A 23,944-nucleotide genomic window follows, 5' to 3' on the forward strand; every position below is an offset into this window, starting at 1 on the left:
TTATAGTTTGTATTTAAGCAGTATTTAATTGATTTTTTTGAATACTATTAAAAAAATACTGCTTTACATTTATAGATTGACAGGAATTTGTATTTTTGTGGTCCCAAATTAAGTTTTATGAAATTTTTAAATCGATTATCAATAATAGTAAGTCTCTTTACTTTAAGTGTATTTTCGCAGCAAGGAGCTCCTTCATGCGCAGTTTTAGAAGCTAATGCTAGTATATATCAAACCTGTGCCAGTAATATTAGTTTTACAAGTTCAACAACAGCTTCAACAGAAGGTTTTTCGCCACAATGTTTTGGAGGTCAGCCATTAGCTGGACCATCTTGGTTTATTTTTACAATTTTAAATCCTGGACAAATTGGATTACAAATTAGTCAGACCAATGCATCTGGAACGGGATTGGATGTTGATTTTGCATTATATGGACCTTTTTCAACTACAAATAACTTATGTTCAAATATTAACAATGCCACTTTAGTAGATTGTAGTTATTCTACAGCTGCCTTAGAAAATGTTTCAGTACCGAATAGTAATACTGGTGATATATATGTTTTAGTTATTGATAATTTTGCTGCGCGTCTAGGACAATCTGGTCCAATTACCGTTTCTCAAATAAGCGGAAGTGGTTCTACAAATTGTGATTTTCTTTCTTCTGTAAAATTAAAAAACACTGATAATTCTGATATTACGGTTTTTAATTATTGTAAGCCAGAAACTAAAGAAATAGTTGCAACAATTGATGTTACAGCTTTTTCAGGAAGTCCTGCAAATCTCAGATTTAATTATACTTGGTATAAAGATAATATACAAATAGGAACTCCTGTGTTAAATTCTACACAACCTACTAATTCCATTATAACAACAGAAACAGGCGTTTATAAAGTTGTTATAACAGCATATGATATTGTAATAAATCCAAATCAAAACAATCCAGTTCCTACATCAAGTGAAGCTCGAGTTGATTTTAAATTTCATACAGCTCCAAATGTTACCCTTTCAAATTCAAATACTGTTTGTTTGAACTCAAATCCAGTATTAAGTGCTACTATAAATAACGCATCATTAATGAATAATTCAATTGATGTGTTAACTTATAATTGGTATAGAAATAATACGTTAATCACAGGAGCAACGTTACAAAATTTCACTCCTACTTTACCAGGGAATTATTTTGTTAAAGTATTTAATGCTCCATGTTCTTCGATTGATTCCAATAGTATTAATATTGTTGCTAATCCGAATGTTACAATTAGTGCCAATCAGACAATCTGTGAAGGTACTAATTATACTATTGTTTCAAGTAATGCAAATTCAACTCTAAATAGTGTGGTTACATATGAATGGTTTAAAGATGGTATTTCTACAGGAATAACTACACCAAATTATGTGGTAAACTCGTCAAATCAAGCGCTAAATTCAACTTCAACTTATTATGTTGTTACCACTGAACAAGCAATTTGTTCTCAAATCTCAAATAATGTAAATATAACTTTAAACGCATTGCCTATTGTTAAAACGATGCCAATAACATTAGAACAATGTGATTATGTTAATAATACTTTAGATGGAATTGCAGAAACAAATTTAAATCAAGTTTATAATAGTTTGACATTTTCTACAACAGGCTTAACATTGTATTTTTATTCAGATGCTGCACTAACTAATTTAATTCCAAATCCAAATAATTATATTAATTCCGCTTCTCCATTTACTCAAACTATTTATGTTAAAGCCATAAATGAAAATGTTGTTCCTAATTGTCCTTCTCTAGGTACTGGTGTTGTAAATTTAATAATAAACCCTACTAGTGTAGCGAATTATCCCGACATCTTAGCTGTTTGTCCAGAGTTAAATAATAACTATGGTTTCATTGATTTTAACTCACAACGTATACTTATAAAAAACACCTATTTTCCAAGTTCAGTTGTTGCCATTTCATTCCATTTAAATACTTCTGATGCATCAACAGGATTAAATGAATTAACAAATACCTCACAATTACCTATTGGTACAACTCTAATTTATACAAGAGTAATTTCTACTACTACAAATAAATGTGAAGGGATTGGAACATTTAATGTTAATGTAAAAACACCTCCAATTCAAAGTTCTATTTCAAATAAAAATATATGTTTGTTAGATGTGTATTTTTTAAATTCAAATGAAAGTGAAGCCTTATTTGGGCAAAATGCAACAGTAATAGCCACCTATTTTGCTAGTTATGAAAATGCTCGAGACAATGTAGCTGTAATAAATAAAAGCATTCCTTTGCCACTTGTTTTGGGCACAAGAACTTATTTTGTAAGACTTTTTGATACAGTAACCCAATGTTTTTCTATTGTAAGCTTTAATATTAACGTTTATCCAAATCCTACAATAGTTCAACCAAACCCTATCAAACATTGTGGAAGTTTAACGGCTATGTTTGATTTAGATAGCAGAATTAATCAAATAACAAATGGTAATACAAATTATCAAGTAACTTTTTACGCTTCAAATGCAGATTTATTAGCGGGTAATAATATAGTAAATTCAAGTAGTTATAATTCTGGAACGACAACACTTATTGTTAAAGTTGTAGACTTAATTAATAATAATTGTGCTTCATATTCGACTTTAGATCTTGTGGTTTTATCATTGCCAGGAGCAATAAGTAATCCTGCTCCAATTCAATTATGTAATGATTCAGGCTTCGATTATTTTGATTTAAAAACTAAAGAAACAGAAATGTCTGGAGGTATGTTAGCTTCTTCAATTAATTTCAAATATTATATAAATGAATCTGACGCACTTTTAAATAATTCTAATACAATTTTAAATCCAAGTAGTTTTAGAAATACAGTTATTGATTATCAAAAAATTTATGTTCGACTTAATAGTACAACAAATATTGACAGTGAAACAAATTTAGCTTGTTTTAGAATATTAGAATTAGAATTATATGTAAGACCTTTTCCAGTTAACAACTTATTAAATAGACCTTATACAATTTGTGTTGATCAGTTAAACGGTATAGTTTACCCAGTTGAAGTTAAAACACTTTTAGATAATGCTTCATATAGTTTTGTTTGGTATAATAATTTTAATGCTATTCCAGGAAACGAAATTGCATCTGCTTCAAATAATTCCTATTTTACTGATATTGTTGGTGAATATTCAGTTAAAATCACGAATACTTCAAATCCTGCAATGTGTAGTTCTGTTTTTAATTTTACAACCCAAAACTCACTTATTCCAAATACAATTACTCCAAATCCGACTGAACTAATTGCATTTGAAATAGACAACACGATTACTGTAAACGCAACGCCGATTTCACCTGATTATTTATATTCTATAGATGGAAATTATTGGCAAGAAAGCAATGTGTTTACAAATATACCTGAAGGAGAATATACAATAACTGTATTAAATAAATTTGGTTGTGGTGAAGAAAAAAGCACTTCAATTGTTGTGGCTGATTTCCCAAAATTTTTCACACCTAATGGAGATGGATATCATGATACTTGGAACATTAAAGGAACGAAAGCGCTTGATAATGTTGTTATTTATATATTTGATAGATATGGGAAATTATTGAAAGAAATTGATCCTAACGGAATTGGTTGGGACGGTACTTTTAGTGGAAATCCATCACCTTCAACAGATTATTGGTTTAAATTAATTTATACTAAAGATAACGTAACAAAAGAATTTAGTAGTCATTTTGCCCTGAAAAGATAGAACGAAAACATATTTAAATTTATACTTATTTTATAACTCTGTAATATAGTGCAACATTCGTTTTTGTTGAGGAAATAAATTTTAAATAATAAGAATAAAAAAAACTCCCAATTTGGGAGTTTTTTTATAATAAATATCCAGAATTAAATCTGTCTAAATCAGTCAAATCTGCGTGCCTATATTAAAAATCAGAACCCGTAAATAAACTCTGATTCACTTCATCAATATAAGTCAAAATTTCTTCTTTACCCAAAGTGCTTTCGGCAGAAGTCACAAAGTATTGAGGCATTTCCGCCCAATCATTTGCTAGTAAATTTTTCTTGTACGCTTCCACATGTTTGTGAATATGTGTTTTTCCTAATTTGTCGGCTTTCGTAAAAACAATACAAAACGGAATTTCGCTTTCGCCTAAATATTCAATAAATTCGGTATCAATTTTTTGTGGTTCGTGTCTAATATCCACTAAAACAAACGCACAAATTAATTGTTCTCTGGTTTCAAAATAGTCCGTAATAAATTGCTGAAATTTCGCTTTAGTTGTTTTCGAAACTTTCGCATAACCATAACCTGGTAAATCGACTAAATGCCAGTTTTTGTTAATTAAAAAATGATTAATTAACTGCGTTTTTCCTGGTCTTCCAGAAGTTTTAGCTAGGTTTTTATGGTTGGTAATCATGTTAATTAACGATGATTTTCCAACATTAGATCTTCCAATAAAAGCATATTCCGGAATTCTGTCTTTCGGACATTTTTCCATTTCGGAATTACTAATTACAAATTCTGCGGTATTAATTTTCATATTCTTCAAAAAATTAAAAGTCACTCCAAAGAACGACTTTAATTATATTATAATTTCTTTTCGGTTAACCAACCATATAACAATTCGTTAAATTGGTCTGGTTTTTCCATCATTGCTGCGTGTCCACATTCGTCAATCCAGAATAAACTAGAATTCGGAAGCAATTTTTTAAATTCATCTGCCACTTCTGGCGGTGTTACTTTATCTTGTTTTCCCCAAATAATACAAGTTGGTGCGTGCATTTTTGGTAAATCTTTTGCCATATTATGACGGATAGCACTTTTAGCAATGGTTAACGTTTTCAAAAGTTTAATTCTATCGTTTACTGTAGCAAATACTTCGTCAATGATTTCTTTTGTTGCAATTTTCGGATCGTAAAATACATCTTCAGCTTTCTTTCTGATGTATTCATAATCACCACGTTTTGGATAGCTTTCACCCATCGCACTTTCATATAAACCTGAACTTCCTGTAATTACTAAACCTCTAACCAATTCTGGATATTGTTTCGTAAAATACAAACCAATATGTCCACCTAAAGAATTTCCGACTAAAATAACGCGTTCATACCCTTTAAAAGTGATGAAATCTTTTACATATCTAGCAAAAGCTTTCACATTTGTTTTCAATAAACTTTGCGTGTAAATAGGTAATTCCGGAATAATAACTTTATATCCTTTAGAAGGAAAAAAATTAGCCACACCATCAAAATTACTTAAACCACCCATTAATCCATGTAAAACAACTATTGGAGTGCCTTCTCCTGCTTCAAAATAGGTGTATTTTTTCTCTTTCTTTATCATAAATGCTGTATCGTGTTCAAATAATCAATATTTACAAAAATACACAATTTTTTCACATTTGTTCAATAACCAGCATTATTAAATTGTTTATTGGTTAAATGCCTTAAGTTCAATTTGTTTGCTATGATATTATAGTAATTAACAAGGATTTTCCAATCAAATAAAATTTAGTTAAAAACTTCAAATCTTCGTTAATAAGTGTGTTTTATGATGCTAAGTGGGATTTGTGTCTTTTTTGAGTAAAAACTTATTAACAAAGTGGTAGTTTGTGGTAAAAAGTGGTAAAATATTTTTTAAATTTGCTCATTATTAATTCATTCAAAAAAGTTGAATACATTTTTAGGAACATACGAGTGTAAAGTCGATGCAAAAGGAAGGCTAATGGTGCCTTCGCCTCTCAAGAAGCAATTGGGCAATCTTGAGGAAGGTTTTGTGTTGAAGCGTTCTGTATTTCAACCTTGCTTGGAATTGTATCCAATGCCTGAATGGAATAAAGTGATGCAAAAGATTAACAAGCTAAACCGATTTGTAAAAAAGAACAACGATTTCATCAGAGCTTTTACAGCTGGAGTGAAAATGGTTGAAATTGATGCAACTGGAAGATTGTTAATTCCTAAAGATTTAGTTTTATTTTCTAAAATAGATAAAGATATTGTATTGTCCTCTGCGGTTTCAATTATTGAAATTTGGGATAAAAATTTATACGAATCAGCTTTAGATAATGCAATGGTAGATTTCGCAGATTTGGCGGAAGAAGTAATGGGTAATCAAAATGAAGACGAAGATGGAATATCATAATCCTGTACTTTTAAAAGAAACGGTGGAAGGTTTAAATATTAAGCCTGACGGAATATATGTAGATGTAACTTTCGGTGGAGGTGGACATTCTAGAGAAATCATGAAACATTTAGGGCCAAACGGAAAATTGTTTGGTTTTGATCAAGATAAAGATGCATTAGCGAATACAATCGACGATGAAAGATTTGTTTTAATCAACGAAAATTTCCGATTTATCAAAAGATTTTTACGCTTTTATGGTGTAAAGCAAGTCGATGGAATCTTAGGGGATTTCGGAGTTTCTTCTCATCAATTTGATGTGGCGGACAGAGGTTTTTCTACTCGTTTTGATGGTGCTTTAGATATGCGAATGAATCAAAATGATACACTTTCAGCGTATGAAGTAATTAACGATTACGAAGAAAAAGAACTAAAACGCGTTTTTCTTGATTATGGTGAATTGAAAAATGGAGGTGCCATGGCAAGTGTTATTGTAGCAGCAAGAGCCGATAAAAAAATTAAAAGTTCAGAAGAATTAAAAGAAGTTTTAGCAAGATTTTTACCTGGACATAAAGCGAATAAAATTTTAGCTCAAATTTATCAAGCCATTCGTATTGAAGTCAATCAAGAAATTGAAGTATTGAAAGAATTTCTAACGCAAACAGAAGAATTATTAGTTTCTGGCGGAAGATTAAGCGTGATTTCTTACCATTCTTTAGAAGACAGATTAGTGAAAAGATTCATTAGAAACGGCATGTTTGAAGGAGAACCTGAACGCGATTTCTTCGGAAATTTTGAAGTGCCTTTTAAAATTATCGAAAAACTAATTGTGCCTTCAGCAGCAGAAATTGAAATCAACAACAGAGCAAGAAGCGCGAAATTACGTGTAGCAGAAAAAAAATAATGACAAAAGAAAGCAGTATATATAGTCTTTTAAAAGCGAAATTCTTAATTGATGATGACGCGCTTAAAACTTGGAAATTCATTATTTTCTTGTTTTCATTGGCTATGTTAATGATTTATTTTAACCACAATTACGACGAAAAAAATTATAAAATCACAAGGTTAACCAATGAAGTAAAAGAGTTGCGTTCCCGATTTGTAGATACGCGTTCCGAGTTAATGAAGCTCAAAATGGAATCTACAATTTCTAAAAAAATGGAAGAAAGACAAATTTTACCTTCATCGGTTCCTCCAAAAAAAATCGTAATACATAAACCAGAAGAAAAAAGCTTTTTCGATAAATTAAAAATATGGCAGTAAAAAAAGATAACATCATTTCATACAGACTCACTTTTGTAGTAGTCTGTGTTTTTGCGTTTTCTCTTGCCATTGCTGTAAAATTATTCAATATCCAATGGGTTGGAGGTGAGTATTACAGAAATTTAGCCAAACAACGAACCGTTAAAAACTTCGATATTCCTGCCAATAAAGGAAATATTTATTCTTCAGATGGAAGTTTATTAGCAACTTCAATTCCAGAATACACCATTCGTTTTGATGCAGTTACACCTACTGATGAAAATTTCGAAAAAAATTATGTAGCACTTTCCGATTCGTTAGCACGTCTTTTAGGAAAATCTTCAGGGGAATTTCAGAGAGAGTTGAGAAAAGCTAAAAACACCAAAAACAGGTATTTTTTAGTGGCTAGAAAATTGAGTTTTACAGAATATATGCGAATTAAAAAATTTCCATTATTTAAGTTAGGCGCAAACAAAGGTGGAATCATAGTTGAACAACAAACCGTTCGTAAACATCCAGTCGGATTAATTGCCAACAGAACAATTGGTTATGAACGTGATGGGAATCAAGGAAAAGGTTTAGAATACGCGTTTCGTAAATATTTAAACGGAACAAATGGCCACCGTTTGATGCAAAAAATCGCAAAAAACCAATGGAAACCTATTTCTGATATCAATGAATTAGATCCAGTTGATGGTTATGATATTATTTCAACTATCGATGTTTTCATTCAAGATATTGCTCATCATGCTTTGTTAAAACAATTAGAATTATACGAAGCAGATCACGGTTGTGTGGTGGTTATGGAAACCAAAACAGGTGAAGTAAAAGCAATTTCCAATTTAGGAAGAGCAAAAGATGGTTCGTATTTCGAAACACAAAATTATGCGGTTGCCGAATCTCATGAACCAGGTTCAACTTTCAAATTATTAGATTTAATCGCACTTCTTGACGATAAAAAAGTAGATACTTCTAAAGTGTACAATACAAATGGCGGAATTATTACCATCAGAAACAGAAAAGTAAAAGATTCTCATGATGGCGGTTACGGAAGTATTTCTTTGGCACGTGGATTTGAAGTTTCATCGAACACGGTTTTAGTACAAGCAGTTCAAGAGAATTATAAAAATAATCCAAAGCAATTTACTGATAGATTAAGCAGTTACGGATTAAATGGGAAAATCGGAATTCAATTATTAGGTGAAGGAAAATCATATATTCCACAACCAGGAACTGATAAGTGGAATGCACTTTCATTACCTTGGATGGCTTATGGTTATGGTGTTTCAATGACTCCTTTGCAAACACTAACTATTTACAACGGAATTGCCAATAACGGAAAAATGATTAAACCGATTTTCGTTAAAGAAATTAAAGAATGGAATAAAACCATTAAAAAGTACGAAGCGGAAGTCATTAACGACAAAATGTGTTCAGATGAAGCCTTAGCAAAAGTGAAAGCAGTTTTAGCTAATGTGGTCAAAAAAGGAACAGGAAGTAAATTATATTCCTCTGATTTTTCAATGGCTGGTAAAACCGGAACGGCACAAGTAAATTATAGTAAAGGAAAAGAACACATGTATTATGCTTCTTCATTTGTAGGGTATTTTCCTGCTGATAATCCTAAATATTCTTGCATTATTGTAGTTCATAAACCAAATACCTCTTTAAATAATTACTACGGAGCGGATGTGGCTGGACCAGTTTTTAAACGTATCGCACAAAAAATATTTACAGATGTTCCGAACACCAATAAGTTTAAAAGCATCAAATTGAAAAATGCAAAGCAAGATGTTTTGTATGCGGAATATGAAAAAAAATCGCAAGGAAATACCAATAAAATTCCAAATGTAAAAGGAATGGCAGGAATGGATGCGGTTTCTTTATTAGAAAACTTAGGATTGAAAGTGAAGTTTATTGGTGTGGGAAAAGTGAAAAAACAATCCATCAATCCAGGTGAGATTTTTAAGAAAAATCAAACTATAACTATAGAATTATCGTGAACAAATTAAAAGACATATTATATAAAGTTACGATTGAAGCGGTTCACGGTTCAACGGATTTGCCTATTGAAAAAATCGAGTTCGATTCTAGAAAAGTTTCCAATAACGATGTTTTTGTAGCGATAAAAGGTTCACTTTCTGATGGACATCAATTTATTGATAAAGCAATCCCATTAGGAGCTTCTGTTGTGGTTTGTGAAGATTTGCCAGCAACTTTATTAGAAAATATCACGTACGTAAAAGTGCAAAATTCTAATCAAGCTTTATCGTTTTTAGCGGCGAATTATTACAATAATCCATCGCAAAAATTAAAATTAATCGGAATTACAGGAACGAACGGAAAAACAACAATTGCTTCGTTGTTGTATCAAATGTTTAAAAAAGCGGGTTACAAAGTAGGCTTATTGTCGACCGTAAAAATTATGGTGGATGAAGTAGAATATAAAGCCACACATACAACTCCAGATTCATTAACGATCAATCAGTATTTAGATGAAATGGTGGAAGTTGGGTGCGAATTCTGTTTTATGGAAGTTTCTTCACACGGAATTCACCAAAAACGTACCGAATCTTTGCATTTTGAAGGTGGAGTTTTCACTAATTTATCTCACGATCACTTAGATTACCACGATACGTTTGCAGAATACAGAGATGTGAAAAAATCGTTTTTCGATAATTTACCAAAATCAGCATTCGCTATTACAAATGTTGATGATAAAAATGGAGTAGTGATGCTTCAAAATACAGTTGCCAGAAAAAGAACGTATGCCTTAAAAACGTATGCCGATTTTAAAGCACAAGTTTTAGAAAATCAATTATCAGGTTTAGTTTTAAAAATTAATAATGATGAGGTTTGGACGAAATTAATCGGTTCCTTCAATGCCTATAATTTATTAGCCATTTATGGCGTGGCGCTAGAATTAGGAATTGAAAGCAATGAAGCGTTACGCTTATTGTCAGAATTAGAAAGTGTTTCTGGACGTTTTCAATTTATTATTTCTGAATCTAAAATCACAGCCATTGTAGATTATGCTCACACGCCAGATGCCTTAGAAAATGTACTGAAAACAATTGAAGATATTCGTACCAAAAACGAACAATTAATAACAATTGTAGGTTGCGGTGGCGATAGAGATAAAACAAAACGACCAATTATGGCCAACATCGCTGCTTCATTGAGCGACAAAGCTATTTTTACTGCAGACAATCCAAGAACTGAAAATCCTCAAACGATTATCGAAGAAATGGAAGCTGGAGTGGAAGGTCAGAATTTCAAAAAAACAATATCAATTTTAGATAGAAAACAAGCGATAAAAACGGCTTGTCAAATTGCAAATCCAGGCGATATTATTCTAATTGCAGGAAAAGGCCACGAAACCTATCAAGAAATAAACGGAGTGCGTCATGATTTTGATGACATGCAAATCGTAAAAGAATTATTAAAACAATTAGATAAATAAAATATAAAAAGTAAGAAGTTTTTAGTCTCAAAACCTTTTAAACTTCAACCTTTTAAACTCTTAAACTTTTTTAAACATGCTATACTACATCTTTAAATACCTAGACGAAGCGTACAATTTGCCAGGAGCAGGTTTGTTTCAATATATTACTTTCCGTTCAGGAATGGCTGTGATTTTGTCGTTGCTAATTTCTACCATTTACGGTAAAAGAATTATTGGTTATTTAAGAAACAAACAAGTTGGAGAAACAGTTCGTGAGCTTGGTTTAGATGGTCAAGTGCAAAAAGCAGGAACGCCAACAATGGGTGGGTTAATTATTATTTTGGCAACGCTAGTTCCAGTTTTATTATTAGCGAAGTTGGATAATATTTACATTATTTTGCTTTTGGTAACTACGGTTTGGATGGGAAGTATTGGTTTCTTAGATGATTATATCAAAATTTTCAAGAAAGATAAAGATGGTTTAAAAGGTAAATTTAAAGTTATCGGACAAATTGGTTTAGGAATTATCGTTGGAGCAACTTTATATTTCAGTCCAAGTGTAACGATTAAAGAAGATGTTGTTGTTAAAAAACAAGGAATTGAAACGGTAATTAAATCTACTTCTCCAGAAGTAAAATCAATGGAAACGACCATTCCATTTGTGAAAAATAACACATTCGATTATGCAGAAGTATTGTCATTTATGGGTGATGATTACCAGAAATGGGCCTGGTTGATTTTTATTCCAGTTGTAATTTTTATCATAACAGCTGTTTCAAACGGTGCGAACTTAACTGACGGAATTGACGGTTTAGCTGCAGGAACTTCTGCTATTTCAGTGTTAGTTTTAGGGATTTTTACTTTCGTTTCGGGTAACATTATTTTTTCTAATTATTTGAATATTATGTACATCCCAAATTCGGGAGAAATGACCATTTACATTGCTGCTTTTGTTGGAGCATTAATCGGTTTCTTGTGGTACAACACGTATCCAGCAACTGTTTTTATGGGCGATACAGGAAGTTTAACTATCGGTGGAATTATCGCAGTAATCGCAATTGCGGTTCGTAAAGAATTAATGATTCCGGTTTTATGTGGAATTTTCTTAGCCGAAAACTTCTCCGTGGTTTTACAAGTAGCCTATTTTAAATATACGAAAAAGAAATTCGGCGAAGGACGTCGTATTTTCTTAATGTCGCCCTTACATCATCATTACCAGAAAAAAGGATATCATGAAAGTAAAATCGTGACTCGTTTCTGGATTGTAGCTATCATATTGGCAATTTTCTCATTAGTATCATTAAAACTACGTTAATGAAAATCATTATTCGTAAATCATTAATCGTAAATCGTAAATAAAAATGAGATTAGTAATATTAGGTGGTGGAGAAAGTGGTGTAGGAACCGCAATTCTCGGAAAGAAAAAAGGATACGATGTTTTTGTGTCTGATTTCGGAAAAATCAAAGAAAATTATAAAGAAGTTCTTACGATAAATAAAATTGCTTGGGAAGATGAAAAGCATACAGAAGAATTAATTCTGAATGCGGATGTAGTAATGAAAAGTCCAGGTATTCCTGAAAAATCGCCAATCGTAAAAAAATTATTAGAAAAGAAGATTCCAGTGATTTCAGAAATTGAATTTGCAGCACCTTTTACAGAAGCTACAACAATTGGGATTACAGGAAGTAACGGTAAAACAACTACAACTTTGTTAACGTATCATTTGCTAAAACAAGGTGGTTTAAATGTAGGTTTAGCCGGAAACATAGGTAAAAGTTTTGCCTGGCAGGTAGCCGAAAATAAGCATGATTGCTATGTGTTAGAATTAAGCAGTTTTCAATTAGACGGCATCATAAATTACAAGCCAGATATTGCTGTTTTATTGAACATAAGTCCTGATCACTTAGACCGATATAATTACGATTATAATTTATATATCGATTCCAAGTTCAGAATAACAATGAATCAAAATGAAGATGATTATTTAATTTATGATGAAGATGACGAAGCCATAACAAATTGGTTAGCCAATAATAAAATTAAAGCAAACAAATTGCCTTTTTCACTTACGAAAAAAATTGAAGAAGGCGGAAGTATTACAGAAAACAACGAAATCAATATCAACCTAAACGACGAAAATTTTATTATGCCAATCAACAAACTTGCTTTAGAAGGAAAACATAATGTTAAAAACACCATGGCTGCAACAACAGTTGCGCAATTAATGAATATTAGAAAAGCAACTATTAGAGAAAGCTTATCTAATTTTCAAGGTGCGGAGCATAGATTAGAAAAAGTATTGAAAATTAACAACGTTCAGTATATTAATGATTCAAAAGCAACAAATGTAAATGCTACATTTTTCGCTTTGGATAGTATGAATACACCAACAGTTTGGATTGTTGGAGGTGTGGATAAAGGAAATGATTATGACGAATTAATGGCTTTGGTTCGTGAAAAAGTAAAAGGAATTATCTGTTTAGGGGTTGATAATAAAAAATTAGCAGATAAATTCGAAGGTTTGGTTGATATGTTTGTAGAAACAACGTCAATGTCTGAAGCTGTAAAAATTGCTAATAAAATGGCTGAAAGAGGAGATACTGTTTTACTTTCTCCAGCTTGCGCTAGTTTCGATTTATTTGAAAATTACGAAGACAGAGGAAAACAATTCAAACAAGCTGTCCAAAATTTATAAGAAAAATCAATTACGACTCCAGCGGAGTCACACATATTTAGATAACACAAGTAAACACAAAACAAGACTCCAGCGGAGTCACATATTTCTAGATAACACAAGTAAACACAAAACAAGACTCCAGCGGAGTCACATATTTCTAGATAACACAAAACAAGACTCCAGCGGTGTCACATATTTCTAGCATTTTAAAAAAATGCAAATTTATACCATATGAACAAGATAGTTAGCCAACTTAAAGGAGATAAAACCATTTGGGCAGTAATCATATTACTGGCTATGGTTTCTTTTTTGCCTGTGTATAGTGCCAGTACAAACTTGGTGTACACAGTTGGGAATGGCGGTACAACCTTTGGTATTTTGTTCAAACATTTTGTTCATTTATCCATCGGATTAGCAATTGTTTTTCTGGTACATAAACTGCATTTTGAAAGATTTAAAAAGTACGCTATTTTTGGAATGATAGTAATTGTTCCAGCCTTAATTTTTACTTTGTTACAAGGAAAAACAATTGGCGGTGCTAATGCGAGTCGTTGGTTAAGTATTCCATTTGTGAATTTTTCATTTCAACCTTCTACATTGGCATTTACTATATTAATGGTTTATGTAGCGAGAACACTTACAAAAATTAAAGAAACAGAATATAATTTTCAAGATTCAGTTGTACAAATTTGGTTACCAGTAGGAGCGGTGTTAATTTTTATTTTACCATCTAACTTTTCTACAGCAGCTTTAATGTTTGCTATGGTTTGTATGTTGTTGTACATCGGACAATATCCATTAAAATATTTAGCAATTGTATTAGCGAGTGGAATTGCAGTTTTAGCCTTGTTTTTTTTATTAGCAAAAGCATTTCCGGATAAAAAAGCATTCAGTCGTGTGAATACTTGGGTAAGCCGAATTGAAAATTTTACAACAGATAAACCTGACGAAGATAAATACCAAATTGAAAACGCAAAAATCGCCATCGCGGTCGGAAAAATTAATGGTGTCGGACCAGGAAAAAGTATTCAGAAAAACTTTTTACCACAATCTTCTTCAGATTTTATTTTTGCTATTATCGTGGAAGAATACGGATTAATTGGCGGATTTACTTTAGTGTTTTTCTATATGTTGTTGTTTTTTAGATTCTTAATTAGAGCCAATAAAACCAATAACTTATTTGGGAAATTATTAATCATAGGACTCGGTTTTCCAATAATCATTCAAGCCTTAATTAATATGGGAGTTGCTGTTGAGCTATTGCCGGTTACTGGTCAGCCTTTGCCCTTAATTAGTAGTGGTGGAACATCTATTTGGATGACATGTTTGTCGTTAGGAATTATTTTAAGTGTAACGAAAAAAGAAGATGAAATTGCTGCCGATTTAAAAGATATCCAAGATAGAGAAGCAGCTTTACAACGAATTATTGATAGAGAAGTTTCTGTAATGAATGAAGAAAATTCATCTGAAATTATTACTGAAGATGAAAGAAAAGTAAATGATATGAAATATTCCATTCGCGAATCGTTAAAACAAGAAAACGAATTGGATAATGAAGGTGATAGTTTAGTAAATGGGCAAAATCCAATGAATGCTGTTTTAAATAAAAAGTAATGGGAAAACGATTTATAATTAGTGGAGGCGGAACAGGTGGACATATATATCCAGCTATAGCTATTGCAAACGAATTGAAGGCGCAATTTCCTGACGCTGAATTTTTATTTGTTGGTGCAAAAGATAAAATGGAAATGCAAAAAGTCCCGCAAGCAGGTTACAAAATTGAAGGGCTTTGGATTTCAGGTATACACAGAAAAGTGACTCTTCAAAATGCTATGTTTCCAGTTAAATTGATGTCGAGTTTGTTTAAATCTTTTTCTATTTTAAGAAAATTTAAACCAGATGTTGTTATCGGAACTGGTGGTTTTGCAAGTGGAGCTGTGCTTAAAGTTGCGGCGATGTTAAATATTCCAACTGTAATTCAAGAACAAAATTCATTTCCTGGAATTACTAATAAATTATTAGCTAAAAAAGCAAATACCATTTGTGTGGCTTATGAAAATTTAGAAAGGTTTTTTCCGAAAAATAAAATACGATTTACAGGAAATCCTGTTCGTCAAGATTTAATTGATGTCACAAGTAAAAAGTCTGAAGCGATTTCACATTTTAATTTAGATGTAAATAAAAAAACACTTCTAATTTTAGGTGGAAGTTTAGGTGCTAGAAGATTGAATCAATTAATTGAGAAAAATTTAGACTTTATAACAGGACTAGGTTTTCAAATTATATGGCAATGTGGTAAACATTATTTGATTGATTATTCTAAATATAACGAAAAAGAAAACGTTCAAGTTACGGCTTTTATTGATAGAATGGATTTGGTTTATGCTGCTGCAGATATTGTAATTTCTCGTTCAGGAGCTTCTTCTGTTTCCGAATTATGTATCGTGGGAAAACCAACCATTTTTATTCCATCACCAAATGTTTCTGAAGATCATCAGACCAAAAATGCTAAAGCAATTGTAGATAAAGATGGCGCAGTTCTAATAAAAGAATCTGACTTAGAATCGGAATTTAATGCTGTTTTTGAAGCTTTAATAAAAGACCAAGGAAAGCAAGAAAGCTTAATAGAAAACATCAAAAAGTTAGCCTTGCCAAATGCTACCAAAGATATTGTAGAAGAAATAAAGAAGTTAATTTAATTGTTTAAGGTTTCAAGTTTCAAGTTGGATAACCTGAAACAAAAACAACTTTAAACTTTAAACAAAAAATAAAAATGAATCTAAATCAAATACATAACGTCTATTTTATTGGCATCGGAGGAATCGGGATGAGTGCTTTGGCGCGTTATTTTCAATTCATTGGAAAAAATGTAGCAGGTTACGATAAAACCGAAACACAATTAACCAACGAGTTGCAAGAAAATGGTATAAAAATTCACTTTGAAGATGATGTGAATTTGATTGACGAGAGTTTTAAAAATACGGAAAATACATTAGTAGTTATTACGCCTGCCGTTCCAAAACAACATTCAGAATGGAATTACTTTCTTAACGAAGGTTTTACAGTAAAAAAACGAGCAGAAGTTTTAGGAATTATCACAAAAGACACGTTTTGTTTTGCCGTTGCAGGAACACATGGGAAAACAACTACATCAAGTATATTAGGTCATGTTTTATATGAAAGTGGTGTAGATGTTACTGCTTTTTTAGGTGGAATTGTAGAAGGATATAATACGAATTTAATCGGTTCTGGGAAAACAGTTACGGTTGTTGAAGCAGACGAATTTGACCGTTCCTTCTTGCATTTACATCCCGATTTATCTTGTGTAACCTCTATGGATGCAGATCATTTAGATATTTATGGAGATGTAGCTGCAATTGAAGAATCATTTAGAGAATTCGCACATAAAGTACCAGCTGAAAATTTATTTATTATCAAAGGTTTGCCTCTAGAAGGAAATACCATTGCAGTAAATGTTGGTGCCGATTATGTAGCTCAAAATATCAGAATTGAAAATGGTTTTTATGTTTTCGATGTAAAAACAAAAGAGGAATTAATAGAGAATATAAAATTCGGATTACCGGGTCATCATAATTTAACGAATGCTTTATTGGCTTTCGCTATGGCGAAATCGTATGGTGTGGAAAATGAAAAAATAAAAAAGGCATTGGCTACTTTTAAAGGGGTTCGTCGTCGTTTTTCATTCCAAATTAGAGAAGAAAATTTAGTGTACATTGATGATTATGCACATCATCCAACAGAAATAAATGCCGTGCATCAAGCGGTTAGAGAATTGTACCCGAATAAAAAAATAATCGCATGTTTCCAACCGCATTTATTCAGTAGAACAAAAGATTTTATTGACGGTTTTGCAGAAAGTTTATCGCAATTTGATGAGATACTTTTATTAGAAATTTATCCCGCGCGCGAATTGCCAATGGAAGGTGTCAATTCATCTTGGTTGTTGAGTAAAATAAAAAATGAAAATAAGCGTTTGGTAACTAAAGAAGAGTTGTTAACAAACTTTAAAAATTCAGACGCAAATGTGTTTGTAACCATCGGTGCAGGTGATATTGGAGAAATGGTGAAGGATGTCAAAAAAGTACTAAATGAAAAAGTTTAATTGGCAAAATATTCGTCTTGTATTGATGCTTTTCTTAGTAGTGTTTTTGTATTCTTTTACACAGAGAAGAAACGAAAAGAGGAAGATAAGTAAGGTGCAAGTTGAATTTCAGGGCGATAACAAAATGTTTTTAACAAATGAAATGGTTAATAACTTGTTAATACAAAATTTGGGAGGCACTTCTTCAATCCAAAAAGAAAAAGTAGATTTGAAAGATTTGGAAAGTGTCTTGAAGAGACAGCCTTTTATCGAAAACGCAGAGGTTTTTACTTCTGAAGATGGAGTGTTAATAACTAAAGTTTTACAAAAGTCCCCTGTAGCAAGAGTTGTTAATAAAAACCGTAATTTTTACGTAGATAAAAACGGCAGTATTTTTCAATTGTCAAACAATTTTTCATCAAGAGTTCCTATTGTTCAAGGAGATATTGAAGGAGAATTCAAAAAGGGTTTCATTGAAACTTTTAGCGCTATTGAAAAAGATGAATTTTTAAAAAAGAATATCATCGCAATCACAATTCAGAAAAACGGAAGTATGACCATGCTTTCGAGAGAATATGATTACGAAATTAATTTTGGCAAACCCGTTTCTGTCGATAAAAAGTTTAAAAATTACAAAGCTTTTTATCAATACGCATCGAAAGATTCGTTGATTGGGAAGTACAAATCAATAAATTTAATTTTCACACAGCAGGTAGTGTGTTCAAAATAAGGAATAGATGATGAACAAAGAAAGTATTGGAGTAGGATTAGACATTGGTACAACTAAGATTGTAGCAATGATCGGGAAGAAAAATGAGTACGGGAAATTAGAAATTCTAGGTGTAGGAAAATCTAAGAGTTTGGGAGTGCATAGAGGTGTGGTAAATAATATTACGCAAACTATTCAATCTATTCAACAAGCAATTTTAGAAGCAGAAAACAATTCAGGTTACAAAATAAATGATGTAGTAGTTGGTATTGCTGGACAACACATTCGTAGTATTCAACACAGCGATTACATCAGTAGAAAAAACCCAGAAGAAGTAATTGGAGATTACGATATTGAACAATTAACCTGTCAAGTTCAAAACTTATCAATGCTTCCAGGAGAAGAAATTATTCACGCCTTACCACAAGAATTTAAAATCGACGGGCAATCGGAAATTTTAGAACCAGTGGGTATGTATGGTGCTAGAGTAGAATCTAGTTTTCATATCGTAGTTGGGCAAGCAGCATCTATCAGAAATTTAGGTCGTTGTGTGAAAAATGCAGGTTTAGAATTAACAGGATTAACTTTAGAACCATTAGCTTCATCAGATGCGGTTTTAAGTGAAGAAGAAAAAGAAGCTGGAGTGGCACTTATCGATATCGGTGGTGGAACTACAGATTTAGCGGTTTTCAAAAACGGAGTAATTCGTCACACTGCAGTAATTCCTTTCGGAGGAAATGTAATTACGGAAGATATTAAAGAAGGTTGTTCAATTATTGAAAAACAAGCGGAATTATTAAAAACACGTTTCGGATCAGCTTGGCCAGGTGAAAATAAAGACAATGAAATTGTTTCTATTCCTGGGTTAAGAGGTCGTGAACCAAAAGAAATTTCGTTAAAAAACTTATCGAAAATTATTCACGCAAGAGTCGTGGAAATTATCGAGCAAGTATATGCTGAAATTAAATTATACGGACACGACGAGTCTAAGAAAAAATTAATTGCAGGAATTGTTTTAACAGGTGGTGGTTCGCAACTACAACACATTAAACAATTAGTAGAATATATTACAGGAATGGATACCAGAATTGGTTATCCAAACGAGCATTTAGCAGGAAATTCTAGCGAAGAATTATCAAGCCCGTTATATGCAACTTCTGTAGGTTTAGTAATGGAAAGTTTACGTAATCAAACGAATAGCGCAACGCCATTTGTGGAAATGAAAACGCCAGAACCTGTTGCAGTAATTGCTCCAGAACCTGTAGTAATAGAAAAAGTTATTGAAACTGTTGTAGAAGAAGTAAAACAACCTACACCTTCAGCTTCAAAGGAAACGCAAGAAAGAAAAAAGAAATACGACTTTAATAACCTATTAGGGAAAATTAAAGAGTTTTTAGATAATGTAGAATAAGTGTTATTAGTAGCAAGTAGCACAAAATAAAAAAAAGCCAAATATATGGAGAGCAACAACGAATTTGGAAACATTACTTTTGATTTGCCAAAAAATCAATCAAACGTAATAAAAGTTATTGGAGTTGGAGGCGGCGGAAGCAATGCCATCAATCACATGTTTAGACAAGGAATTGCAGGAGTAGACTTCGTAGTTTGTAATACTGATTCTCAGGCATTGCAAACAAGCCCTGTGCCAAATAAAATTCAGTTAGGTGTGAATCTTACTGAAGGATTAGGTGCGGGAGCAAAACCAGAAGTTGGACAACAAGCCGCTTTAGAAAGTATCGAGGAAATTGAAAAAATGCTTGATGCGAATACTAAAATGGTCTTTATTACTGCCGGAATGGGTGGTGGTACTGGAACTGGTGCTGCGCCAGTAATTGCACAATTAGCTAAAGAAAGAGGTATTTTAACAGTAGGTATTGTTACTATCCCATTTCAGTTCGAAGGAAAAAATCGTTCAGAACAAGCTATGGAAGGTGTGGAAAGACTAAGAAAACAAGTAGATTCATTAATTGTTATCAATAATAACAAATTAAGAGAAGTATACGGAAATCTTGGTTTCAAAGCAGGTTTCTCTAAGGCCGATGAAGTGTTAGCTACAGCTTCAAAAGGAATTGCGGAAGTGATTACCAATCACTTAACAATGAATATCGACCTTAAAGACGCGAAAACAGTTTTAAGCGATAGCGGAACAGCTATAATGGGATCTTTTGTTGCTTCAGGTGTGGATAGAGCTAAAATAGCTATCCAATCTGCATTAGATTCTCCATTATTAAATGATAATAAAATTACTGGTGCTAAAAACGTGTTGTTGCTTATTACGTTTGGTTCAGATGAGATTACTATCGATGAAATTAGCGAAATTAACGAATACATTCAAAACGAAGCAGGTCATAACGCCAACATCATTATGGGTATTGGTGAAGATGACAAGTTAGAAGAATCTATTTCGGTAACTGTTATTGCTACAGGTTTCAACATAGAACAACAAAAAGAAATTATAAATGCAGAACCACAAAAGATTATTCATTCTTTAGATGGCGAGCAAAAAATTCAACACAATTTAACGCCAAATGCAGTTTCTACTCCGGTAGTTTCTGTAAATGAGCCAATTGTGAATACTGTAACTTTTGAAGCAGAAGCACCAAAGGAAGTAGTAGCTGAAACAGCAGCAAAGATTGTTTTCGAATTAAATGATTTCGAAGTGGAACAACCACAAGCGGTTCAAGCGCCTGTTTCAGATTTAATACCAACATCGGATTATATTAAAAATTTAGATGTGTTTTTTGAAAACGTTTCAGAACAAGTTAAACAACCAGTTGTCGTAGTGGAACAACCTACTTTTACAGTAGAAACTCCAGTACAATCGATTCAATATACTGAACCTGTTGCACAAGTTGCTCCGCCAGTTTTTGAAGTTGTTAAACCTGTTCAAGAATTTGAAATCATCTCTAATTCAGTTAGAGAAATTGAAGTAATTGAACCAGAATTTGTCGTAGCAAATGACGATTTCAACTTTTCTTTAAATTTATTCGAAACCAAAGCAGAAACAACTCAAAATACAATTGTTTTTGAATTAAGCGAAGAAACAAAAGAGATTAAAGTTAACGAAGCTGTTCAGTTTTTCCCAGTGACAGAACTAGGTCAAGAAGGAATTATTAAATATACATTAGAAGAAGAAATTGAAGAAACTTTTGAACCAGCTGCAACGATTCAATATGCAGCAGAACCAATTGATGAAGAAGTAAATTTCACAGTAAAGGCTGTTGCAACTAATGTAACTTCTGAAAACAACTTCAGTTTTGATGCAGCTTCTCCAGTAGAAATGTCTATTGAAGAAATTTTAAAATCAAGAGCAGAAGAAAGAAAAAATAAATTAAAAAGTTTCAATCACAAGTTCAATAATCCAAACAGAATTGACGATTTAGAAAAAGAACCAGCTTTTCGTCGTCAAGGTTTAGATGTAACAAGTATGCCAAACCAAAATAATCAATCACGCATGTCATTAGGGATGGACAGTAACGACGACATTCAGTTGCGTTCAAACAATTCTTTTTTACATGACAATGTAGATTAAGCATAAAATAAACTAACCAATACTTTAAATCCCGACTTGTGATAAACAAATCGGGATTTTTTATTACTTTTGTTTTGGATTTTTTTGGCACCTATTCCAGCTATTCGCTATATCTTTTTTTGTCACAAATTTTTTAGTTTTAAACAAATATAAAATAACAAAAAAAGGATGCCGCTACTATCTGGGGTGAACCCTAAATTTCAAACAACATTACATTAATAAATACTTAAAATCAAAATATATGAGCTTATCTACACAAATTATGGATAGCATGAAAGAAGCAATGAGAGCCAAAGATACTGTGGTTTTAGAAGCTTTAAGAGCTATTAAATCAGAAATATTATTAGCACAAACGGCTTCAGGTTCTAAAGAAGAAATTACAGAAGCTGACGAAATTAAAATTTTACAAAAATTAGTAAAAATGCGTAAAGACAGTTACGAAATTTTTTCAACTCAAAACCGTGCCGATTTAGCTGAACCAGAATTAGCGCAAATCGCCGTTATCGAAAAATTCTTACCAGCACAATTATCAGAAGCTGAAGTAGAAGCTATCGTAGCAAAAATCATTGCAGAAACAGGCGCGTCTGGAATTGCTTCAATGGGTAAAGTGATGGGCTTAGCATCTGCACAAATTGGCGGACAAGCAGAAGGAAAAACAATTTCTACTATCGTTAAAAAACTTTTAGTTTAAAATACGAAGTACGAAGTACCGAGTAAAAACTCCCAACTTCGTACTTCCAACTCAAAATGGCTTCGTAGTTCAACTGGATAGAATGACGGATTTCGGCTCCGTTGGTTGCAGGTTCGAACCCTGCCGAGGTCACAAAAAGAATATGATTACAAACAAGTAAGTACACAAACAAGCGGGAAACCTCATGTAGTGTACTTTTTTTGTTTATTTTTTAAATTATATTTTTATGCTTTTAGCTAATAATGACCGCATTTTTGACACGCTAATTGACACGCAACTAAAACGAGTGTCAATGATTAAATCTAAATTCCTACTAAGGAAAGATATTATAGTAAATAATGAGCATCCGCTTTATTTACACATTACTGGTGGTGGTCACAAGAGAGAGCGTATCCATTTAGATGTTTACGTAAATCTTAAACATTGGGATTCTAACTCTGAAAATGTTAAACATAATTTATCACAATTACAGGATACGCATTTAATTATCGATAACTTCAAAAAAAAGTTAACCGATGTAAAGACTGTATTCCGACTATCCGGATTGATTTTGACTCCTGCAATTTTAAAAGAAGAATTTGAAAATAAACTTAGCCGTGTAAATTTTTGTGCTTTTTTCCTTGAAGCTCTAAATAACGATAAGCATAATCTTGTAGAAGCAACTTATCAAAAACACCATTCTATTTATTTAAAAATAAAAGAATATCAAGACTATATTCCATTTAATTGTTTAACGTTAAAATGGTTTGAAGATTATAAAAAATATTGCAAAACAGTAAAGAAGAATCAAGATACTACGATAAGCACGAATCTTTCATCAATAAAAAAGTTTTTAAACCTTGCTCAAAAGAACGGAATTAAATTATTATTTGACATTGATGATATTGTAGTAGGCAGTATGAATGGTAATAGAATTGCATTAAGTAAAGACGAAATGAAAAAAATGATTAAATATTATTTTTCTGAATTCATTAATGATACCGACAGATTAATTTTAGGCTATTTCATTTATGGCTGTTTGACAGGTATGAGAATTGGAGAAATTCAAAAATTAAATAGAAATCAATTAACTGAAGATTATGTTAGTTTTATCGGTAATAAAGGGTATAAAGACAAAAGTATTTCATTAATTGATTTGGCTAAAAAAGTAATTAATCACGAACCAAATTTATTTATTGAAAAATTAACTGATCAATATTTGAACAGAGAAATTAAACTTATTTTAAGAAATCTAGGAATTACAAAGAAAATATCATTCCATGTTTCTCGACACACATTTGCAACAAATTTTCTAAGAGCAGGTGGAACTGTGGAAAAACTACAAAAACTTTTAGGTCATTCAAAAATAGAAACAACTATGGTTTACGTACACATTGTAAATAGCGAAGCTAACGAAGACATATTCAAATTAGATAATTATTATTCTTGAAAAAGTAA

Annotated in this window: 18 protein-coding genes and 1 tRNA gene; 17 read left to right on the plus strand and 2 right to left on the minus strand. The window is 32.0% G+C overall.

Annotated elements, in window-relative coordinates; all coding sequences use genetic code 11:
* The first annotated feature begins 117 nt into the window (after positions 1–117).
* The gene (locus UEQ13_RS05555) at positions 118–3,729 is read left to right on the plus strand and encodes a T9SS type B sorting domain-containing protein (RefSeq protein ID WP_329805374.1); all 3,612 of its coding nucleotides are present in this window, start codon (positions 118–120) and stop codon (positions 3,727–3,729) included.
* A 181-nt stretch (positions 3,730–3,910) separates the two neighbouring features.
* Here UEQ13_RS05555 and yihA read toward each other — a convergent pair whose 3' ends face one another.
* Positions 3,911–4,528 (minus strand): ribosome biogenesis GTP-binding protein YihA/YsxC, encoded by a 618-nt coding sequence (gene yihA / locus UEQ13_RS05560; protein ID WP_329805375.1) that lies wholly within the window; start codon positions 4,526–4,528, stop codon positions 3,911–3,913.
* 47 nt (positions 4,529–4,575) lie between these two features.
* Positions 4,576–5,331 carry an alpha/beta fold hydrolase gene (locus UEQ13_RS05565; protein ID WP_329805376.1) on the minus strand — a complete coding sequence of 252 codons (756 nt, stop codon included), beginning with the start codon at positions 5,329–5,331 and terminating at the stop codon, positions 4,576–4,578.
* Positions 5,332–5,658: 327 nt separating this feature from the next.
* On the opposite strand from UEQ13_RS05565, the gene mraZ reads away from it, so the two are divergent.
* The 16 genes from mraZ to UEQ13_RS05645 all read left to right on the plus strand — a co-directional run bounded on the left by mraZ (position 5,659) and on the right by UEQ13_RS05645 (position 23,936).
* Entirely contained in the window at positions 5,659–6,129 is a 471-nt protein-coding gene (mraZ, locus tag UEQ13_RS05570; RefSeq protein ID WP_329805377.1) for a division/cell wall cluster transcriptional repressor MraZ, read from the plus strand.
* On the plus strand, positions 6,104–7,012 hold the full coding sequence (rsmH, locus tag UEQ13_RS05575; protein ID WP_329805378.1) for a 16S rRNA (cytosine(1402)-N(4))-methyltransferase RsmH: 909 nt from the start codon (positions 6,104–6,106) through the stop codon (positions 7,010–7,012). Before mraZ ends, rsmH begins: the two co-directional genes overlap by 26 nt.
* The gene (locus UEQ13_RS05580; RefSeq protein WP_166125753.1) at positions 7,012–7,371 is read left to right on the plus strand and encodes an FtsL-like putative cell division protein; all 360 of its coding nucleotides are present in this window, start codon (positions 7,012–7,014) and stop codon (positions 7,369–7,371) included. Before rsmH ends, UEQ13_RS05580 begins: the two co-directional genes overlap by 1 nt.
* Positions 7,362–9,353 carry a penicillin-binding protein gene (locus UEQ13_RS05585; RefSeq protein WP_329805379.1) on the plus strand — a complete coding sequence of 664 codons (1,992 nt, stop codon included), beginning with the start codon at positions 7,362–7,364 and terminating at the stop codon, positions 9,351–9,353. The genes UEQ13_RS05580 and UEQ13_RS05585 overlap by 10 nt, the downstream gene beginning before the upstream one ends.
* Positions 9,350–10,813, plus strand: a complete 1,464-nt coding sequence (locus UEQ13_RS05590; protein ID WP_329805380.1) for a UDP-N-acetylmuramoyl-L-alanyl-D-glutamate--2,6-diaminopimelate ligase — start codon at positions 9,350–9,352, stop codon at positions 10,811–10,813. The genes UEQ13_RS05585 and UEQ13_RS05590 overlap by 4 nt, the downstream gene beginning before the upstream one ends.
* A gap of 76 nt (positions 10,814–10,889) precedes the next feature.
* Entirely contained in the window at positions 10,890–12,110 is a 1,221-nt protein-coding gene (mraY, locus tag UEQ13_RS05595) for a phospho-N-acetylmuramoyl-pentapeptide-transferase (RefSeq protein WP_329805381.1), read from the plus strand.
* A gap of 46 nt (positions 12,111–12,156) precedes the next feature.
* The gene (murD, locus tag UEQ13_RS05600) at positions 12,157–13,491 is read left to right on the plus strand and encodes a UDP-N-acetylmuramoyl-L-alanine--D-glutamate ligase (RefSeq protein ID WP_329805382.1); all 1,335 of its coding nucleotides are present in this window, start codon (positions 12,157–12,159) and stop codon (positions 13,489–13,491) included.
* Between the two features lie 213 nt (positions 13,492–13,704).
* The gene (locus tag UEQ13_RS05605) at positions 13,705–15,087 is read left to right on the plus strand and encodes an FtsW/RodA/SpoVE family cell cycle protein (protein ID WP_329805383.1); all 1,383 of its coding nucleotides are present in this window, start codon (positions 13,705–13,707) and stop codon (positions 15,085–15,087) included.
* A complete protein-coding gene (gene murG, locus UEQ13_RS05610; RefSeq protein WP_329805384.1) occupies positions 15,087–16,172 on the plus strand; it encodes an undecaprenyldiphospho-muramoylpentapeptide beta-N-acetylglucosaminyltransferase in 1,086 nt (361 codons plus the stop codon). The genes UEQ13_RS05605 and murG overlap by 1 nt, the downstream gene beginning before the upstream one ends.
* A gap of 74 nt (positions 16,173–16,246) precedes the next feature.
* Positions 16,247–17,596, plus strand: a complete 1,350-nt coding sequence (murC, locus tag UEQ13_RS05615) for a UDP-N-acetylmuramate--L-alanine ligase (protein WP_329805385.1) — start codon at positions 16,247–16,249, stop codon at positions 17,594–17,596.
* Positions 17,583–18,305, plus strand: a complete 723-nt coding sequence (locus UEQ13_RS05620) for a cell division protein FtsQ/DivIB (RefSeq protein WP_329805386.1) — start codon at positions 17,583–17,585, stop codon at positions 18,303–18,305. The genes murC and UEQ13_RS05620 overlap by 14 nt, the downstream gene beginning before the upstream one ends.
* A gap of 10 nt (positions 18,306–18,315) precedes the next feature.
* On the plus strand, positions 18,316–19,695 hold the full coding sequence (gene ftsA / locus UEQ13_RS05625) for a cell division protein FtsA (RefSeq protein ID WP_329805551.1): 1,380 nt from the start codon (positions 18,316–18,318) through the stop codon (positions 19,693–19,695).
* Positions 19,696–19,740: 45 nt separating this feature from the next.
* Positions 19,741–21,816, plus strand: coding sequence for a cell division protein FtsZ (gene ftsZ, locus UEQ13_RS05630; RefSeq protein WP_329805387.1), 2,076 nt, complete (start codon positions 19,741–19,743; stop codon positions 21,814–21,816).
* A 241-nt stretch (positions 21,817–22,057) separates the two neighbouring features.
* Positions 22,058–22,507: a GatB/YqeY domain-containing protein gene (locus UEQ13_RS05635; RefSeq protein ID WP_329805388.1), complete on the plus strand. Its 450-nt coding sequence runs from the start codon at positions 22,058–22,060 to the stop codon at positions 22,505–22,507.
* A gap of 58 nt (positions 22,508–22,565) precedes the next feature.
* Positions 22,566–22,639 (plus strand) — tRNA-Arg (locus UEQ13_RS05640).
* A 160-nt stretch (positions 22,640–22,799) separates the two neighbouring features.
* Positions 22,800–23,936, plus strand: a complete 1,137-nt coding sequence (locus UEQ13_RS05645; protein WP_329805389.1) for a site-specific integrase — start codon at positions 22,800–22,802, stop codon at positions 23,934–23,936.
* Positions 23,937–23,944 lie beyond the last annotated feature (8 nt).

Origin of the sequence: Flavobacterium facile (genome assembly GCF_036321945.1) — a bacterium.
GTDB lineage: Bacteria > Bacteroidota > Bacteroidia > Flavobacteriales > Flavobacteriaceae > Flavobacterium > Flavobacterium facile.

Coding starts and splice junctions, on each gene's coding strand:
- UEQ13_RS05645 (WP_329805389.1), top strand. CDS start 22,800: ATGATTAAATCTAAATTCCTACTAAGGAAAGATATTATAGTAAATAAT.
- UEQ13_RS05635 (WP_329805388.1), top strand. CDS start 22,058: ATGAGCTTATCTACACAAATTATGGATAGCATGAAAGAAGCAATGAGA.
- ftsZ (WP_329805387.1), top strand. CDS start 19,741: ATGGAGAGCAACAACGAATTTGGAAACATTACTTTTGATTTGCCAAAA.
- UEQ13_RS05580 (WP_166125753.1), top strand. CDS start 7,012: ATGACAAAAGAAAGCAGTATATATAGTCTTTTAAAAGCGAAATTCTTA.
- murC (WP_329805385.1), top strand. CDS start 16,247: ATGAATCTAAATCAAATACATAACGTCTATTTTATTGGCATCGGAGGA.
- murD (WP_329805382.1), top strand. CDS start 12,157: ATGAGATTAGTAATATTAGGTGGTGGAGAAAGTGGTGTAGGAACCGCA.
- UEQ13_RS05565 (WP_329805376.1), bottom strand. CDS start 5,331: ATGATAAAGAAAGAGAAAAAATACACCTATTTTGAAGCAGGAGAAGGC.
- UEQ13_RS05605 (WP_329805383.1), top strand. CDS start 13,705: ATGAACAAGATAGTTAGCCAACTTAAAGGAGATAAAACCATTTGGGCA.
- UEQ13_RS05585 (WP_329805379.1), top strand. CDS start 7,362: ATGGCAGTAAAAAAAGATAACATCATTTCATACAGACTCACTTTTGTA.
- mraY (WP_329805381.1), top strand. CDS start 10,890: ATGCTATACTACATCTTTAAATACCTAGACGAAGCGTACAATTTGCCA.
- UEQ13_RS05555 (WP_329805374.1), top strand. CDS start 118: ATGAAATTTTTAAATCGATTATCAATAATAGTAAGTCTCTTTACTTTA.
- ftsA (WP_329805551.1), top strand. CDS start 18,316: ATGAACAAAGAAAGTATTGGAGTAGGATTAGACATTGGTACAACTAAG.
- murG (WP_329805384.1), top strand. CDS start 15,087: ATGGGAAAACGATTTATAATTAGTGGAGGCGGAACAGGTGGACATATA.
- yihA (WP_329805375.1), bottom strand. CDS start 4,528: ATGAAAATTAATACCGCAGAATTTGTAATTAGTAATTCCGAAATGGAA.
- UEQ13_RS05620 (WP_329805386.1), top strand. CDS start 17,583: ATGAAAAAGTTTAATTGGCAAAATATTCGTCTTGTATTGATGCTTTTC.
- rsmH (WP_329805378.1), top strand. CDS start 6,104: ATGAAGACGAAGATGGAATATCATAATCCTGTACTTTTAAAAGAAACG.